Below are 16,059 nucleotides of genomic sequence, written 5' to 3'. Positions count from 1 at the left end.
AAAGATGGGTGCGGAGCCGCCGCGCACATCGGATGTTGTAATACTTGCGCCAATGCGGACAGGGTGCGCCGCATGTCGCGTCCAGTCTCAACTTTGCAAAGTTACGTTTCCACGATCTCCAATGGTTTCTCACCCTATTTCCACGCAGCGGCGGCCGACGGAATGAGCAGCAAACCTCTCGTCGTCGACCTCGACGGAACGCTCATTCGTTCGGACGTGCTGATTGAGTGCGGCTTTGCTTTTACCCGTTCCGCCCCGCATCGTTTCTATGAGCCGCTTCTGTGGCTCGTGCGTGAGGGTAAAGCCGGGCTTAAAGCGCGCCTCGCCGCGGCCACCAATATCGACGTCACGGTTCTGCCTTACGACGCCGCGGTCATCGAGTGGCTTAAGGAGGAGCGAGCCGCGGGGCGCACGCTCGTCCTCGCCACCGCGAGCCACGAGCGCTACGCGAATGCGATTGCCGAGCACTTGGGGTTCTTCGACAAGACCTTCGCGACCGATGGCCTGACCAACCTGTCCGCGCATCGCAAGCGCGACAAACTGGTCGCCGAGTTCGGCGAGAAAGGTTTCGACTACGCGGGCAATTCGCATGACGACGTGGCTGTTTGGGCGGCCGCCGAGCGCGCGTATGTCGTCAATCCGTCGAATGGTGTGGAGCGCGCGGCGCGCAAGCAGGGCAACGTCGCGCGCGTTATCGATGGACGCTCCAAGTTGTCGAAGACGTGGGCAAAGTCGCTGCGGCTGCATCAGTGGCTCAAGAATCTGCTGATCTTCGTTCCGCTGCTGGCGGCGCATCGAGCGTCGGATTCCGCGCTCCTGCTGTCAGCGGTGCTGGCCTTTCTCGCGTTCGGCATGTGCGCGTCGAGCGTCTATCTGCTCAATGACCTGCTCGATCTCGACGACGATCGTCATCACCCTACAAAGCGCAAACGCCCGCTCGCTTCCGGCTCCTTGCCGCTCGCCTGGGGCGCGGCGCTTTTTCCTGTGCTGCTCGTGCTGGGCGGGGCGATTGGGTGGTTCTGCCTGCCGCACGAATTCGCGCTGGTACTGCTGGGGTATTACATACTCACGCTCGCCTATTCGCTTTATCTCAAGCGCCAGGTCATGATGGACGTGGTCGTATTGGCCTTGCTCTATACGACGCGAATCATCGCCGGCGCGGCCGCGATCGATGCCAAACTCACATTCTGGCTGCTCGCGTTTTCGATGTTCATTTTTCTTAGCCTCGCGCTCGTCAAGCGCTATGCGGAACTGCATGCGCTGCAGGAGCGCGGCCTCGTGAAGTCGCGCGGCCGAGGCTATGTGTCCGGCGATCTTTCGCTGATCTCGTCGCTTGGGGCGGCCTCGGGCTATCTTTCCGTACTGGTTCTCGCCCTCTACATCCAGGACGCCAATACCACGAGCCTGTACCGGCATCCGCAGTTCATCTGGATTGCCTGTCCGTTGCTGCTTTACTGGGTGAGCCGGGCGTGGATCATCGCGCATCGCGGGCAGATGCATGACGATCCGATCGTATTCGCGGCGAAGGACCGCAGTAGTTGGCTGATCTTCGCGCTGTGCGGCATTGTTTTCTGGATGGCGATCTAGCCGATGCCGAAAGTTCACTCCTGGGGGCGCTATCCGTACGCGCCACAAGATGCGCATCCGATCGCGTGGCGCGATGCAGCCGACTCGGTCTGGCGCAAGGTGGGCAACGAGCAGCGCACGACGCTCGCATTCGGCAATGGACGCAGTTATGGCGACAGTTGTCTCGCCTCCTCGGGGCACGTGATCCAGACGCTGCCGATGGACCGGCTGATTTCGGCCGACTGGCAGAATGGGATTTTGCGCGCCGAGCCCGGCATGATGCTCGGGCAGATCCTTGAAGTGGCGATCCCGCGCGGCTGGATGTTGCCGGTCACGCCAGGCACCAAATACGCCACCCTGGGCGGCGCGATCGCCAACGACGTACACGGCAAGAACCATCACGTGCGCGGCACGTTTGGCCGTCATGTGCTGCGGTTTGGTCTGCTGCGCAGCGATGGCTCGCAGTTCGAATGCGCACCTGACACGCACGCCGAGTTCTTTGCGGCGACGATCGGCGGCCTCGGCATGACCGGGCTGATCATCTGGGCAGAGATTCAGTTGATGCCGATCAAATCGAGCCTGCTCGACGTGATCAGCATCCGCTTTGCCAATCTCGACGAATTCTTCGCGCTGTCCGAGCGGCTCGATGCGCTGCATGAATACAGCGTGGCCTGGGTCGACTGTCAGAGCCGCGATGCCGCGCTGGGCAGAGGCATTTTCATGGTGGCCGATCATGCGACGGGCGGAGGGCTCGACGTCGAACGCCGCAAGACCCGCACGGTGCCGTTCACGTCGCCGATACCCGTGTTCAACCGGCTGACCCTGCGCGCCTTCAACGAGCTGTACTACCGACGGCAACGTGCGGACGCGGTGCGCTCGACGGTCAGCTACGATGCTTACTTTTACCCGCTCGACAGCCTGCTCGAATGGAATCGCATTTACGGTCGAGCGGGTTTCCAGCAGTATCAATGCGTGATGCCGGCGCCGGTCGCACGAGATGCCACCCGCGCGATTCTCGACGCGATCGCCCGCAGCGGCACTGGCTCGATACTCGCGGTGCTGAAGCGCTGCGGCGATCTGCAATCGCCGGGCTTGCTGTCTTTTCCATTGGAAGGGACGTCGCTTGCCCTCGATTTTCCGCAGCGCGACGCCTCGAATCGCAAGCTGTTCGAGCGGCTTGATGCGATCGTGCGCGAGAGCGGTGGCCGCATGTATCCGGCGAAGGACGCTCATATGTCGGGCGAGGATTTTCGCGCCGGCTATCCGCAGTGGCAGCAGGTCGAAGCGCTGCGCGATCCGGCTTTGCTGTCGAGCTTTTGGGAACGAACGACTCGAGTATGAAGAATATCGTTATCGTAGGTGCCACTTCGGCGATCGCTATGGCCTGTGCGCGTCAGTGGGTCAAAGAAGGCGCACGGTTTTTTCTCGTCGCGCGTAATGCGGAGCGCTTGCAGCAGGTCGCGGACGACCTGAAGGCACGTGGCGCACAGACCGTACTGTGCCAGCAGATGGACATCGACCAGCTTGGCGAGCACGCGGCCATGCTGCAGCGCTGCGCCGTCGAACTCGGCGCGCTGGACATCGTGCTGGTCGCGCCCGGGACTTTGCCGGACCAGCAGGTTTGCCAGCACAACGCCGACGTTGCGGTGCGCGAGTTCAACACCAACGCGGTGTCGGTGATCGCGTTGCTGACGCGCGTTGCGAACGTGATCGAAGCGCAGCGCCGTGGCACGATTGCGGTGATTTCGTCGGTTGCCGGCGATCGCGGACGCCAGTCGAACTATCTGTACGGCAGCGCGAAAGCGGCGTTGTCGGCCTTTTGTGAGGGCTTGCGGGTGCGCCTGTTCAAGGTTGGCGCGCATGTCGTGACGATCAAGCCGGGCTTCGTCGCGACCCCGATGACGGCGGGATTGCCATTGCCGGGGCCGCTCGTGGCGACGCCGGACAAGGTCGCCGGCGATATTGTGCGAGCGGTGGAGAAGGGCAGGGATGTCGTTTATACGCCGTGGTTCTGGTCGGCCATCATGCTGATCATCCGCTCCGTCCCAGGCCGCGTGTTCAAGCGTCTGTCGCTTTAGTGCGCCGCATGCCGCCCGGCGGACGTTCTTTTCGCCTTCTCTGACAACGGTGGTCCCTTTCGTGAGCACATCTGCCACTCCGATGAGCGCGTCGCGTCTCGTTATTTTTTATTCGTTATTCGCGGGACTTTCGATCCTCTCAAATATCGGCTTTCAGAAGCTTTCGCTGATGGTCTATTCCGCAGCGTTCAGCGTGCCGATATCCGTTTTCGTGGGGACGGGGGTCGGGCTCGTGGTGAAGTTTGCGCTCGATAAGATCTGGATCTTTCGCTATCGCCATCGCAATCTGTCGCACGGCATACAGAGTTTTCTGTTATACACGGTGATGGGGCTCGCAACTACCGCCATTTTCTGGGGCTTCGAATTCGGCGCAGATGCGATTTATCACTCCGAGCCTGCTCGCTTTTCGGGTGGCGTAATTGGGCTGGTGATTGGTTACGTCATCAAATATCGGCTCGACAAGAAGTTCGTTTTTGCCTGATGGGCAAAGCGTTGAGTTTTTGGACGTTGCACCACTGCCGGTCTTGCGCAGTCAGAAATTATTAGTCAATGAACAGGCAACGACTTTGGCGCTCGCGTCGCGGCTGATCGCCGCGCTCGACGAAACGCGTTCCGACTGGATGATCGTGCAGGGCGATACGACGACTGCGTTCTGCGCGGGTTTCGCGGTGTTCCAGCGTGGCATCCGCGTCGGCCATGTCGAGCCGGGGCTCGCCGACGACTTGCATCTGCTCGGGCGTACGAACAAGCCGACGGTGATGACGTATCACTCCGACATCGTTCGGCAGAAGCTGCTCGGCGCCGGGTATTGACCGCTGATGCGGCGTAGGCTGCGCAGCATGTCCGCGGTGGTCACGACATCGCCAGCCTATGCACAGACCAGCGAGACGCTCGCCGCCTGCGTGTCGAAAGAGCGGCTGAAGACGATTCCGCTCGGCATCATCGATTATCGCGACGAGCAGCCGCAGCCGGCCGACGCGCAGCGCAAGCTCGAGAGCCGGCTCGGTCTCGCGCCGGGCGGGCCTTATTTTCTGGCGCTCGGCGTGTTGCGCTACTACAAGGGGCTGCATACGCTCGTCGAGGCCGCGCGCCACGTGCAGGCGAAAATCGTCACCGCGGGTTCGCGACCGGGGCGCGAGTGGCTCGCCGCCTTGGCGCGTGAGCATGGCGCGAGCAACGTCGTGTTTGCCGGGCAGGTCACGCATGAGGAAAAGGTCGCGCTGATGAATGGCTGTCGCGCGATGGTGCTGCCCTCGCGTTTGCGCTCCGAACGTTCGGCATGGTGCTGTTCGAAGCGGCGATGCTGGGGAAGCCGATGGTGTGCTGCGAAATCGGCACGGGAACTTCCTACCTAAGTGAGCCCGGAGTGACGGGCTTTGTCGTCGAACCGTGTCAGCAGGAGATGCTCGCCGATGCGATGAATCGGCTCGCAAGCGACAAGCCTTTGAGAGTGGCGATGGGAATCGCGGCTCGGCGCCGCTACGATCAGCTGTTCTCGGGTGAAGCGCTCGGCCGCGCCTACAGCGAGCTGTACCGCGAAGTGGCAGCGGCCTGATCGAGCGATCGAAGCGGGAACGGGGGCTGTTGGCAAGCTCCCGTCTTCTTTTGGTTCGATGTCCCGCTCGCGGTTCGAATGAACGCGGCGTCGGCTTATCGCTTCGCGGCGCCCGCTTTGAGGCTGAAGGTCTGCTTCAGATCGGAGATGTTCCGCCGTGTGAACTTGATGAAGTCGCCCTTGTCTTCGACGCTCGGTTCGATTTCCGTGCCTTCATGCCACTCGTTGAAGCTGGTGATGAAGTAAATCGTCCCCTTATCCTGATGCTGTTTGACAGTTTTCCAGAACGCCGCATAGAATTCGGGCGAGCGCGCGAAATAGGGGCGCTGGTATCCGCGCAGCTTTCTGTCGTCGTAGCCCGGAAATACCGAGGGATACAACCTCATACCGTGCGCGGTCGCCATCTTTTCCCATGCGTCATATTCATTGCTGGTCGACTCCAGGAATGCCTTGTCGAGCGGGCGGCGGGCTTTGTCCGATGCGCTCGCGTAAAGCTTCGTGTCGTCGGAATACATGTTGTAGCCGGTCACCGCCTTGAAATAACGGCCAAGCCACGACCATTGCTCTTCAGCACTGCCCTTGTTATGTGCGAGCGGGCGCTGCGAGAGATTCCAGAAAACGACATCCGCGACCAGATTGACGCATTCGTTGCGCTTCTTGAGTTCCGAGAACAACTTCTCAAAAGCCGGCTCCTGATTCACGAGATTGCGCGTCAGATAGATGCCGATGACGGGGCAGCCGTCCTGCTTTTGATAAGCCGGCGATTTCGCATACGTATTGGTCAATTGCAGAATGTCGGAGACGAAACGATCGCCTTGGGTCATTCCGTCCGGCATCTTGCTGGCGAAATCGATGAGTTCGGGTGAAGAGCGAAGCGCGATCGCCGTGTCATACAGAATGGCGAAGTGCATTCCTTTCTTCTCCGATTCCTTCTGCACGAGACCGATGGTCTCGCCAACGCGTGGATCGACCTGGCCGACCCACGACATCATCAGAAAATCGACGCCGGCCTCCTTGGCCTGGTCGATATGCTGATCGATCACCGACGCGTTCAGACTCTTGTACTGGCCGAGGCGCGGCGTGAAGGTTGCCGCAGTTGATTGCCAGCGGTCTTTATCGTACCAGCCGTAATAGTAAGCTCCGACGAGGGGCTCGATGGCTTCAGCCGAATGGCCCTTGACAGCGATCGTGGCCGCATTGGCCAGATTATTTGCCGTCAGGCCAGATGTAACGAATAAAAAGCATGCCTGAAGTATCAGGATTTTTGCTAGGGAGATTTTAAACAGTCGTGCTTTCATGAATGGGATAGCGGTGGGCCTTTAGAGATAAGGAACTGTTGCCTCTCAGGGGAGATACCGTCGCTTCGCAACGGCATAGATAGGTGGAGTAAATGTCAAAAAAGTTTTAGTCGTAGTGCGCGTATCGGTCCAGAATCGTCCTCTGCCGTTCGGGTAGCTGAGCAATTACGTCGGAAGGCTACGGATTTGTCGCAGAGTTTTCCCCGGTAGTCAGGAACAAGCTGGATGATGCCACGTTCGGTCATGCGTCTGAACAGTTCGGCCACATTTTCGGTTAGTCCAAATCGTGTTGTCTGAAGTCGACGCGGCACGCGAAGCCTGTTCATAGCCGACCGAGCCGTGCAGCGGCGAGGACCCCGAGATCTGCAAGACCTAGGCGTTGTCGAAAAGCACGTGCAGGCAAATTTCGTATTGCTCCGGGAGTTCGCAGAATGAGTGCCCCGCCGCGCGTTTGTGGAATTCGTGTCCGGGAGTCCTTTCCATGTAGCAGAAAAGGCTCTGTATCCGGGAATAGTACTTGTGCAATCAGAGTGCATAAATGTAGTTTTCGCGCAGAAATTTATGTACGCCATGCCGGGCGTGTCCAACGAACAGATCGATCTTATGGCGAACTCTTCGTCGAGCTGGACAAAGTCGGACATCTGTCCATGACCCAGAAAATGGTCATGGTAGTTGTATGTGCTTTTGGCTTGGCAATTCTCGACCAGCACGCGGTCGATCGTCGAACACGCTGTCTTCGGAGCATGCAGATGGATGACGGCGGGCGTTCCCGGTTTTTCATTGGTTTTACGGTGTTCCGCGGATTCAAAAAAGATATTCCGCAGTGTTTCTCCTCCGGGGGCACTATCGCGATTGTGTTCAACCACGGTTTCGTCTTCGGTCTCTCGTCCTCGGAGGAAATCATAGGCAGCAATCACATCTTCAACGGTCAGCATCGAATCGGTGATGGTATGTTGCGTTTTAGATGGTGAGCGTGCGGCATTGTGTGGATCCGAACCAGAATTTCCCCTCCCAGACGACGTCGATTTCCGCCTGATACGTTCCCTGCTGGAGTCCGGTCACTTCAATCCCTAGGTCGGTTCTGACGCTGTGTTTTGGAAGGATGTCGTGGGTGCCGAGTTCTGCGCGGCCTTCACGGACGACTTCGCCGGTGGGAGCACGCAGGCGGATACCGAGCCGGATGGCATGTGTCATGGTAGCAATGCGCCAAGGCTTCATGCCGGTATTGGTGACGAGTACATCGCGATAGAATGCGTGACCCTGCTCGACCGCGGCGGCCGATGGAGCGTCCAGGTCGGCTACGTGGTCGTCCTGGTCCCACCTCGGGACACCGTCGGGATGGCGCCGGGCCGCGAGTTCGAGCTCTGGCGATAGATAGACCGGAGCGGCTGGCCGGGGCTGCCCGATATCTGCGGGCAGCTGGATGGGCAGGCCCTGCCGGACTTGCGCAATCAGTTCGCGGGTGAGCTCCAGGTAGAAGTCGCCGTATTCGAGCGTGGGCTCGATCGTAGTGGTCTCGAAGTACTCGTTCCAGCCATAGATAAGGACGTTGTCTGCACCTGTTTCGACCGCGCGCCTGAACTGCTCGACGAGCGTCAGTCCGTCCTCGCGCGGGACGACTGGCGCAAGCTGTGGGTCACGGGCGAGCAGCAGATCGTCGTAGCCTGGAACAACTGAGGCATGGCCATGCAAGGCAAACATCCTGTCTGTCTGGGTCCAAAACGGGATGTAGCCTAGACGCGCCAGCGCTTCCAAACGTTGTGCGTTGGGGTAGTTCCAGTCGGGGATGAAAATCGGAAAATAACACTCGAAGCTATCGTCGAACCTGTCTGTCAGATCTGTGGCCAGCGGTAATTGAGGGGAGAAGAAGTAAAGGGGTAACTTGTGATTATCGGAGATCAGCGATTTTTCCCTCAGCATGTCCACTAGGGAGGAAAACTGGTCGATCAGTTCTTCGCGATAGACCCCGCCGAACGTGTCGACGAGGAACGTAAATTCTATTTGATGCGCTTTTAGGGTCCGGCAGAGCTGCAGCGTGGCGGCGAAAGTCTCCTCGAAATTCCAGTCGGTTTCGAGTAGCGCCTCGATGACGATAAAATCGACTCCGAGCGCCTGCAATTGCTTCGCGTGATGGGCGACGAGCTTTTCGTCTCCGGAGTGATATTCGCCTATCCGTGGGGTGTGGCGGCGCGGATGCTGGCGCCATCGCGCTGCACTATACCAAGGATAATAATAAATGCCAAAGCGGGGTATTTTCATTTCGGCGATGTTGTCCATGAATCCCCCAAGTCTTTATGTTGTTTCTTGTCGCACGCCTAGTTGGTCTGACACCAAGCGAAGGCGACGGCTAGTTTAACATCGGCGTCGCGCTGAACCATAGCCGATCTGTCCCGTTAATAAACCCAACACGAGTATCTTGTCCATGACGCGGTACCCACCAACTGATCATGGGCAACTGGGTGCACGAATCATACCGGGCGCACGAACCATACCGGGCGTGGCTGGTCAAAGCCTCGATTGTCAGGGCGGGAAGATATTGCTGGGAAGCTTGCTCTCGTCGACAAACGGCCCGCCGGTAGAACGCGGGCGCCTGACGCTTCTCATGCCAGAGCGCGCAGTATGCGCTGAAATCATGTAGCTCGCCCGTTCAGTACCTATGTCGGCGCGTTGTGGCGTAACCTAGACGCTGTTCGCTTCTGCCCCTAACCGCACGGTATTGCGGGCGACCGCCTTCCAGCAGCCAAGCGTGGCCAGCAGTTTGTGCACCCGCTCGATGCTGCAGCACTTCCTTCTGCAGTTTCCCGCGATCGCGCATCAGCTGCCGCGACCCTTCGTCCTGGGGCGACGGCACGTGCACCACGTGCAAGCGGTCATGCTCGCCACGCAGATTGACCACCACCTTGATTGCATCGAACCGGCCGGTCTTCGCGCGTCGCCGATGGCGCTCGACCGGAGTGCTCCTCGGATCGATGACGTAACACTCGATGCCGCGAGCCTGCAGGGTGCGGCAGATCCAGAACGCGTCCTAGCCGGCTTCGTAGTTGACGAGGATGCGCACGCCCGCGCATGGAGCGACCATCTGTCGTTGTGCCGGTCGATCAGGCCCAGCACCGCCTGCAGTCAGACGGGGGCCTGGAGCTGCGCCTCCGTGCCCGGCCGGCCGTTCGCGCTGTCCGTCGTAAAGCGCAATCTTCCACTGCGCGGCAGAGAGTTCGAGTGACACTGCCGCGCCGGTTCGTCACTGTCCGTCGTGAACGGACTCGTGCGCCTGATCCTCCCTTCTTGAGCGGAACTCTACACGCTGATTTTACATATCAATTCGCCGATGAACTGGCCCGACATATGGGTCCCACCTCAGTTCTCCCGGAGGGCCCTGAAATGGGGAAATCGCGGTCGCCGGTTATGGCCTTTTGCGGAGGACGATTGCCGCCTGATGGTCGGAATACCCTTCGAGAATGGCCGCGATGTCGAGGAAGGAAGACCAGCGCCTCCGGACGTAGTCGATAGTATGGAAAATACGGCGGTAGTAGCCTGGGCGCTGAGTGTCTACGCCGTCCTGCTGCCAGCCGACGTCGAGAAATCCATCTGCCGAAAGCTTATGAAATGCGTGGGGTGTGAACAGATCGATGGCGGCCGAGAAGTTCGCCATCACCGTCACGACAGCCAAGCCGCCCGGCTTCAGCACCCGGTTGATCTCGCAGAGCCAGAGAAACTGGTCGAGCTCTGCCAGGTGCGTAAAGATGGAATGCCCGACAACAAGGTCGAAGCATTCCGACGGCAACGATGTCGGCAGGTCGGGGCTCACAAGCCTGAAATCGCCGGCCGGAAGGTTTTCGCGGCACCACGCGATGTTGGTTTCGTCGATGTCGATCCCGACGACGTTGAATCCTCGGCTAAGCAAATGGCGGGTGAGCCTGCCACAGCCGCATCCCCAATCGAGCACGTCAAACGTGCTAGGCGGAGCAGATCCGTAGCGGGAAAGAACCTCGTCGAGCTTGCCGATGAAGGTAGCGCCTGACAGCAAGAACCACTCCACCTCGCCCGATCCAATCCGACGCATATTCTCGCTGCCGGGCACTGGCAAGTTCGGCGGGTCGAGCGGGTAGATCCAGTCCTGATGCCACGGCGTAGCAGGTTCCGACTGAGCGGAAACGATGCTGCCGATTCGCAGCTCGCGCTGACCGCGGTAGGGAGCAAGGTCGATTTCGCCCTCGAAAGCGACGTTGCCTAGGAACGCGTAGTCGGGATTGAAGAGACCGTAGGTCATGCCAGACACGGGGCGTCTGTTCACCACCAGCTCAAGGCCCGTCTGCGCGTGCAGAGGCGGCACCAGAATGCCGCTAACGTGCAGGCGACCAGCGGCCGTTTTGCGAGCGTTCAGGCGCAGCCAGCCATTCGCGAAGGTGACGCTGACATTACCTTCGAGGAGACCGCGGTCCGCCACGAGCCCCGCATTGGTTGCTGCGGTTGTAGACGCCGCGCAGTCCCTCAGGTGGATGTTTCGAGCCTTGAAGCAGAGTTCGCGAGTGTCGGCGGGAACGTCGGCCGCAGCGCCGAACTCAAGTGTCACGCGGTGCGCATCGGGCGAATGCGCCAGTGGCACCTGGATGGCTTGATGTCCGCCTGCTAGGGGGACGGTGTAGGCGCTTTGAGGGGTGGTGATGCGGACCGTGCCTTGCGGCACAGGGCATTCGCCTTCGATCACGAGCATTCCCGTGCCGTTGACTTCCAACGTCACTTGTCTCGACAGCCAACAGAAAGGCGCGTCGGCAGCGGCATCCCATTCATCTGCGTAAGCACCCTTCGCGATGCCAATATTGTCGTGTGTCATCAGAGTATTCGTCACAGGCTTATTTCTTGGGGCGGTCAACTGGTAGCGTGTTTGGGTTCCGTCGGACGCTCAAATCGTATTCGCCGCAGACTGTGCGCCGTACGATTTTTGCGTATTGCTCCACAGGTTGGCCTGGAACTTTTCCGCATCAAAGTGCGGGGCGCTCAAGCCCCGCAGCGCGTCCAGGTACCATTATCCGGGGTGACACCGGCACGTGTCGATCCAGAGCGTTCACCACACCATCCACCGGCGTGAACTCGCGATTATACTAGCTACTAGCGGCGTGCCTACTCGCCCATTCCTGGGAGCCGTCTCTGGCGAAGGCGTGAAGCTCCGCGACACAGGGACGAGAGGCAAGGTGTACGCACTCAATTCAATAAAGGGCTGGAAGGATCGGCACTTTGGACCCAACACAGGATGCACGATGGACGCAGCGAGCAAAACAAAGAGGATTTTTCCGATCAGCGATGTTTCGTTATCTGTGTCGGGACAGATTGCTTTGTGCGTGGCCGAGAGTAACGAAGTTCTCGCTCAGGTGTATGTCGACATCTCGTATTCGACGCAGCAACGGGGAAGTATCGAATTTTGCGGGGGAGCCGTCACTTCAGCCCTGCTTACTGGAGGTCCTCGATTGATCTCGGTGATGCTGCCGCGCCATGCAATCGAAAATGGCTATCTGGCGTTTCGATCTTCGACCGAATTTGAAGTGATTTCCGCTGTGGTGCGGAAAGATTTTTACGATTTTCTGCAGCTCAACCAGTCTGGTGCAAACCAAGAGCGTTTGGCGATCGCGACGGACCGTAGCGGGCACATTCCGCTGTCGATCCAGTGGTTTGTGACATGGCACTGCAATTACAGCTGCGAATACTGCTGGCAAGAAGTGGAGTCGGACAAATACCGGATCGGTACCATCTCGAAGACGTCGCCGCGGGAATGGGCGGAGAGCTTCAATCGCTTGAATCCGGCCGAACTGTTTCTTTCCGGCGGCGAGCCAAGCCTCTACAAAGCTCTTCCAGAATTCATCTCGCTGCTCGATCGCAGTATCGAGCTCGTCATGCACTCCAATCTCGGGCCGTCTTTCTCGGTGGAGAAGTTCATTGAGTTTGTTGCGCTAGATAGATTCAAGGAACTCACGTTCAGTTTCCATCCTTCTCAAACGAGCTTCGATGACTACTTTGCCAAGCTCGAGCGGTTGGCCAAAGCCGGCTTCAGAAATCTGAAGGTGGAGATGGTGCTATACCCTCCCCACCTAGAGCATGCCCAGCGGGTCTATGACTGGTGCGAGCAGCATCGGGTCGAGTTGAGATTTGACCCATATACTCCTGCGAAGATTAGTATGCTTCAGCGCACTCCGGGCCAGATCGAGCAGATGAAGGTTTGGACAAAAAAAGCTGCTGCGCTAGTGGAGCAGCTTGGGCGCAAAGAGGTCTATCAGTTTGAACACAAGCCATACTGGGGGGATGAAGATGGCTCCGAACTGGACCTGCACGCACCCATATACTGCAGTGCGGGCAGCCGCCGCATCAATGTTGACGGCGATGGCAACGCGTACACGTGCATGAGCGCGATCGATCGAACCAAGTTGTTCGGTGACAAGGCACTGCCGCATTATGCATCGATCGGCAATGTTTTGGAGTCTGGGTTCCAGCTCTTGGAGAAGCCAATTCCATGCTGGGAAGCCTTTCGCTGCTCCGCGTGCGACTTTCAAGTTCTCGACAGCGCGTGGGTGAACATTGTGGAAATGCCCGATCACCTGCCCATACCCGAATAATTTTTGAATCGTTCGACGCGTTGCGAGCGATCACGGACGGGAATGTCGTAGTCATTGCCGCGGACCGCGACTCATAACACTGACGGTTGAAGCAGGTGCGGTCCGATACGTGACGCCGAGCATTTTGATTGCCCCCTGAAACGGCTGTGCACCTCGGCGCAGCCGCGTTTGCGGGCCAGCGGAAGGAAGATCTGCCGTCCATTGCGACCGGGCTATGACTACATCTCTGTGACTACATCAGCACAGCGTTTCTTGGCGCTGCCGAGAACCTACGGGTCTCACGTCCTCTTCACCGTCGGCTCCGTAATAGGGGGCAAAGGAGTTTTAATGCAAAAAGTGGTGCCAGAATTCGGTTTGTACTTCTACTCTTGGTACTCAGGGAAAAAGTGGTCCGAACACGCTGTCCGACACACGCCGGTGGTGGGCTGGTATGAATCCGCGAACGATGCGGTCATTGATTGGCAAACTGCGATGTTGGCCTCGACTGGGGTCGACTATATAGTTTTTGAACTTGTGCCGACTTCTGATTGGTGCTTTAGCGCCACGATGTCCACTATTGCCGCGATGATGCCGAGGCTCTTGGAACTGGGCATCGGCTACACCTTTCTACTAGACGTTCGCATCGATCAACAAAAGTCTTACTCCGATTCCTTCTCGGACATGCTCGCCGAAATCGATGCGCGAGGCTGGCTGGATAAGTGTAAGCGTGACGAATTTCAAAAACCGATTTTATTCGGCTTTAGTCCGGACTGCGCCGAGGCAGCGAAAATTTCATCACGATACCCGGATCTGCGAGTTTATTTTCCTGTCTGGATGCCGACTTGGGGAACGTTCCAAGAGCTGGATGATTGGATCTCTGAGCAGAACAGCTCGACACTAAATCATCTGTTTGATGTCTTTTTCCAGGGCTACCGAAGTGAGCGTAAAACGATTCGAGACATCCTTGAGGATCTCAACTATGTCCAGTTTTGGCAGCCTACGCATCAGTCACTGGAAGTCAACGGATTCGCCTCAATTGCGCCGGGTTACGATGACCTCCTAATGCGCAGAACTCCCCAACTGGCGCCCACCGTTGATAGAGATGACGGAAAGACTCTTTTCTCTCAGTTTTCTCGCGCAGTGGAGTCGGGAGCTGGAAACATTTTAATCTATGGCTGGAACGAATATTTTGAGACCACGAATATAGAGCCGACGTTGGAGTATGGCGATTTCTACGTTCAGTTGACGAGGACGTTAATCGACCAGGTAAAACGCGGTGTTCCGTTGTCAATGCCCGATTCGGACCGACTTTCCAGAAGTGCGTCAATCATTTACCTGACTCCGTCGCTCAAAACGGCGTCGGAACGGCATCATGACAAGGTTCCGCGCTGGGATCAAGACAACTATGTGGCAAGCATTGCCGTTTCGACGCCTGGTGTATCTGATGGGGAGCAGATCAGGTTCAGTGGAATTTCTGTTTGTAATGACGGTACGAAAGGCTGGAATATCGCCTCGGCGAATGAGCCCATCCGCCTTGGAGTCAGGCTTTATGGAGCAGACGATCAGGTGATACGGGAGGGCAGGGGCGAGCTCAGCGGCGTCGATGTGCCACCTGGCGCTGCAGTCGTAGTTGACGTGATCTTGGACGCAAGCGGGCTCAGTGTTGGCACTTATCGCGTGGTCATCGACGTTGTCTGGGAGCACGCATTCTGGTTCCAGTCCGAAGTTGAGCAGCCGGTGCGTTTAGGCGAGGCAGGTTAGTTTGTGTAGGTACTATCAGCAAGAGGCCGCCTATGTCACAATAAATTACGTTTCTGCGGGGCGAGCTATCGCTGCCATCTAATCGCTGAGGGGTATCTATGCTTACAAGGGATCAAGTCATTTGGGCGTACAGGATTTTGTTGGATAGAGATCCTGAATCGGAAAAGGTCATCGAAGAAAAACTGCATTGCCCGTCAATAAGAGCGCTTGCAGATGCCTTCATGGAGTCAGCCGAATTCTTCGACAAGCATCCCTATCTGGTATCCGCTAAGGATCGCTGGGTTATGGTTGAACACAAGCTAGGGTTCCGCATCTGGGTAAATACGGCGGACACCGCAGTTTCGTGGTGCATTATCGATGGCGATTTTGAACCAAATGAAACGGATTTCGTCATGCGGAATGTGAAGAAAGGAAATTCCGTGATCGATATCGGAGCAAATCTGGGCTTCTTTTCGCTATTATGTTCTAAACTCGTTGGTCCGACGGGGCGTGTTATCGGCTTTGAGGCGCTGACCTTTTTGCACGAATCTGCTATTTGTTCCGTCAGGGAAAATCAATTTGACCACTGCATTATTCATAACGTTGCCTTGGCCTCCCAAAGAGGGCAGGCACAGCTAATCTATGCACCAGGCTCTCCCAATTGGGGCGGCGCATTCCTATCGTTTGATGGTACTGGTTTGCCGGACCATGCAAGCGTAACAGTTCCGACCGCCCCACTTACAGATTTTGTTGGTGATATTCATGCCGATTTTATCAAAATCGATGTAGAAGGCGCGGAACACATGGTATTGAATAGCTGCAAAGATTACATCGCGCAAACTAAGCCAGTCGTCATGTCCGAAATCCATCGTGGACAACTAGCTCGCGTAAGTAGAGTGCATCCGGTCGAATACATCGAGTTTATGTCGAGCCTCGGATATGAATGTCACGAAATCGCTGCAGGCGGTCATGGTGATCTCGGCCGAGCTATCACCGGCCACGAAGCGTTCGATCTAATCAATGTGGCCTTTGTTCCAAAATAGGGAGCTAATCAAGGAACTGGCTTCGAGAGGATCCCCCGCTTCCGGAGGCTAGGTCCTGACCAGCAGTGCAGAGCTCCGCATGCATCGCGTCACCGGGTGTCCTGTTCAGCCAGTTTAGATTGAGCTTGCCGCCTGTCATACTTTGGCCGAGGCCGTGTAAAAACGCGCAGAACGGCCGGTTGGTGAAGTCTTGCCGGG

14 protein-coding genes and 1 pseudogene are annotated in these 16,059 nt (G+C 57.7%); 12 read left to right on the top strand and 3 right to left on the bottom strand.

What is annotated here, in order from left to right; all coding sequences use genetic code 11:
* The first annotated feature begins 162 nt into the window (after nucleotides 1–162).
* From AB3X94_RS09105 to AB3X94_RS09075, 7 genes and pseudogenes are all read left to right on the top strand, one after another.
* Nucleotides 163–1,587 carry a UbiA family prenyltransferase gene (locus tag AB3X94_RS09105; RefSeq protein WP_368611337.1) on the top strand — a complete coding sequence of 475 codons (1,425 nt, stop codon included), beginning with the start codon at nucleotides 163–165 and terminating at the stop codon, nucleotides 1,585–1,587.
* Nucleotides 1,588–1,590: 3 nt separating this feature from the next.
* A complete protein-coding gene (locus tag AB3X94_RS09100; protein WP_368611336.1) occupies nucleotides 1,591–2,907 on the top strand; it encodes an FAD-dependent oxidoreductase in 1,317 nt (438 codons plus the stop codon).
* Nucleotides 2,904–3,644 carry an SDR family oxidoreductase gene (locus AB3X94_RS09095; RefSeq protein WP_368611335.1) on the top strand — a complete coding sequence of 247 codons (741 nt, stop codon included), beginning with the start codon at nucleotides 2,904–2,906 and terminating at the stop codon, nucleotides 3,642–3,644. Before AB3X94_RS09100 ends, AB3X94_RS09095 begins: the two co-directional genes overlap by 4 nt.
* An 82-nt stretch (nucleotides 3,645–3,726) precedes the next feature.
* A complete protein-coding gene (locus AB3X94_RS09090; protein WP_368611483.1) occupies nucleotides 3,727–4,125 on the top strand; it encodes a GtrA family protein in 399 nt (132 codons plus the stop codon).
* Nucleotides 4,126–4,207: 82 nt separating this feature from the next.
* Nucleotides 4,208–4,357, top strand: a pseudogene (locus AB3X94_RS09085) (UDP-N-acetylglucosamine 2-epimerase); the annotation flags it as partial.
* Between the two features lie 126 nt (nucleotides 4,358–4,483).
* Nucleotides 4,484–4,999, top strand: coding sequence for a glycosyltransferase (locus AB3X94_RS09080; RefSeq protein ID WP_368611334.1), 516 nt, complete (start codon nucleotides 4,484–4,486; stop codon nucleotides 4,997–4,999).
* Nucleotides 4,924–5,199: a glycosyltransferase gene (locus AB3X94_RS09075; RefSeq protein ID WP_368611333.1), complete on the top strand. Its 276-nt coding sequence runs from the start codon at nucleotides 4,924–4,926 to the stop codon at nucleotides 5,197–5,199. The genes AB3X94_RS09080 and AB3X94_RS09075 overlap by 76 nt, the downstream gene beginning before the upstream one ends.
* Before the next feature lie 95 nt (nucleotides 5,200–5,294).
* Here the strand turns inward: AB3X94_RS09075 and AB3X94_RS09070 are convergent, their stop codons facing one another.
* A complete protein-coding gene (locus AB3X94_RS09070) occupies nucleotides 5,295–6,497 on the bottom strand; it encodes a glycoside hydrolase family 99-like domain-containing protein (RefSeq protein WP_368611332.1) in 1,203 nt (400 codons plus the stop codon).
* A gap of 647 nt (nucleotides 6,498–7,144) precedes the next feature.
* On the opposite strand from AB3X94_RS09070, the gene AB3X94_RS09065 reads away from it, so the two are divergent.
* Nucleotides 7,145–7,468, top strand: coding sequence for a hypothetical protein (locus tag AB3X94_RS09065; RefSeq protein WP_368611331.1), 324 nt, complete (start codon nucleotides 7,145–7,147; stop codon nucleotides 7,466–7,468).
* On the opposite strand, the gene AB3X94_RS09060 is transcribed toward AB3X94_RS09065, so the two are convergent.
* On the bottom strand, nucleotides 7,458–8,774 hold the full coding sequence (locus tag AB3X94_RS09060) for a hypothetical protein (protein WP_368611330.1): 1,317 nt from the start codon (nucleotides 8,772–8,774) through the stop codon (nucleotides 7,458–7,460). The two genes, AB3X94_RS09065 and AB3X94_RS09060, sit on opposite strands and share 11 nt — an antisense overlap.
* A 469-nt stretch (nucleotides 8,775–9,243) precedes the next feature.
* Between AB3X94_RS09060 and AB3X94_RS09055 the strand changes: the two genes are divergently transcribed.
* Entirely contained in the window at nucleotides 9,244–9,717 is a 474-nt protein-coding gene (locus AB3X94_RS09055; RefSeq protein ID WP_368611329.1) for a hypothetical protein, read from the top strand.
* Between the two features lie 180 nt (nucleotides 9,718–9,897).
* Here AB3X94_RS09055 and AB3X94_RS09050 read toward each other — a convergent pair whose 3' ends face one another.
* Nucleotides 9,898–11,328, bottom strand: coding sequence for a class I SAM-dependent methyltransferase (locus tag AB3X94_RS09050; protein WP_368611328.1), 1,431 nt, complete (start codon nucleotides 11,326–11,328; stop codon nucleotides 9,898–9,900).
* Nucleotides 11,329–11,752: 424 nt separating this feature from the next.
* On the opposite strand from AB3X94_RS09050, the gene AB3X94_RS09045 reads away from it, so the two are divergent.
* From AB3X94_RS09045 to AB3X94_RS09035, 3 genes are all read left to right on the top strand, one after another.
* Nucleotides 11,753–13,099 carry a radical SAM protein gene (locus AB3X94_RS09045; protein ID WP_368611327.1) on the top strand — a complete coding sequence of 449 codons (1,347 nt, stop codon included), beginning with the start codon at nucleotides 11,753–11,755 and terminating at the stop codon, nucleotides 13,097–13,099.
* 327 nt (nucleotides 13,100–13,426) lie between these two features.
* Entirely contained in the window at nucleotides 13,427–14,839 is a 1,413-nt protein-coding gene (locus tag AB3X94_RS09040) for a hypothetical protein (RefSeq protein ID WP_368611326.1), read from the top strand.
* 140 nt (nucleotides 14,840–14,979) lie between these two features.
* Nucleotides 14,980–15,861 carry an FkbM family methyltransferase gene (locus AB3X94_RS09035; protein ID WP_368611325.1) on the top strand — a complete coding sequence of 294 codons (882 nt, stop codon included), beginning with the start codon at nucleotides 14,980–14,982 and terminating at the stop codon, nucleotides 15,859–15,861.
* Nucleotides 15,862–16,059 lie beyond the last annotated feature (198 nt).

The sequence above is a fragment of the Paraburkholderia sp. BR10923 genome (assembly GCF_040948765.1).
Classification (GTDB): Bacteria; Pseudomonadota; Gammaproteobacteria; order Burkholderiales; family Burkholderiaceae; genus Paraburkholderia; species Paraburkholderia youngii.
Note: the sequence above shows the minus strand (reverse complement) of the source record. Positions and strands in the feature narration are given on the sequence as shown.

Excerpts from the sequence above, each read along its gene's own strand:
- AB3X94_RS09090 (WP_368611483.1), top strand. The coding sequence starts at position 3,727 with ATGAGCGCGTCGCGTCTCGTTATTTTTTATTCGTTATTCGCGGGACTT.
- AB3X94_RS09045 (WP_368611327.1), top strand. The coding sequence starts at position 11,753 with ATGGACGCAGCGAGCAAAACAAAGAGGATTTTTCCGATCAGCGATGTT.
- AB3X94_RS09100 (WP_368611336.1), top strand. The coding sequence starts at position 1,591 with ATGCCGAAAGTTCACTCCTGGGGGCGCTATCCGTACGCGCCACAAGAT.
- AB3X94_RS09075 (WP_368611333.1), top strand. The coding sequence starts at position 4,924 with ATGGTGCTGTTCGAAGCGGCGATGCTGGGGAAGCCGATGGTGTGCTGC.
- AB3X94_RS09050 (WP_368611328.1), bottom strand. The coding sequence starts at position 11,328 with ATGACACACGACAATATTGGCATCGCGAAGGGTGCTTACGCAGATGAA.
- AB3X94_RS09040 (WP_368611326.1), top strand. The coding sequence starts at position 13,427 with ATGCAAAAAGTGGTGCCAGAATTCGGTTTGTACTTCTACTCTTGGTAC.
- AB3X94_RS09095 (WP_368611335.1), top strand. The coding sequence starts at position 2,904 with ATGAAGAATATCGTTATCGTAGGTGCCACTTCGGCGATCGCTATGGCC.
- AB3X94_RS09105 (WP_368611337.1), top strand. The coding sequence starts at position 163 with ATGAGCAGCAAACCTCTCGTCGTCGACCTCGACGGAACGCTCATTCGT.
- AB3X94_RS09060 (WP_368611330.1), bottom strand. The coding sequence starts at position 8,774 with ATGGACAACATCGCCGAAATGAAAATACCCCGCTTTGGCATTTATTAT.
- AB3X94_RS09065 (WP_368611331.1), top strand. The coding sequence starts at position 7,145 with ATGACCCAGAAAATGGTCATGGTAGTTGTATGTGCTTTTGGCTTGGCA.
- AB3X94_RS09080 (WP_368611334.1), top strand. The coding sequence starts at position 4,484 with ATGTCCGCGGTGGTCACGACATCGCCAGCCTATGCACAGACCAGCGAG.
- AB3X94_RS09070 (WP_368611332.1), bottom strand. The coding sequence starts at position 6,497 with ATGAAAGCACGACTGTTTAAAATCTCCCTAGCAAAAATCCTGATACTT.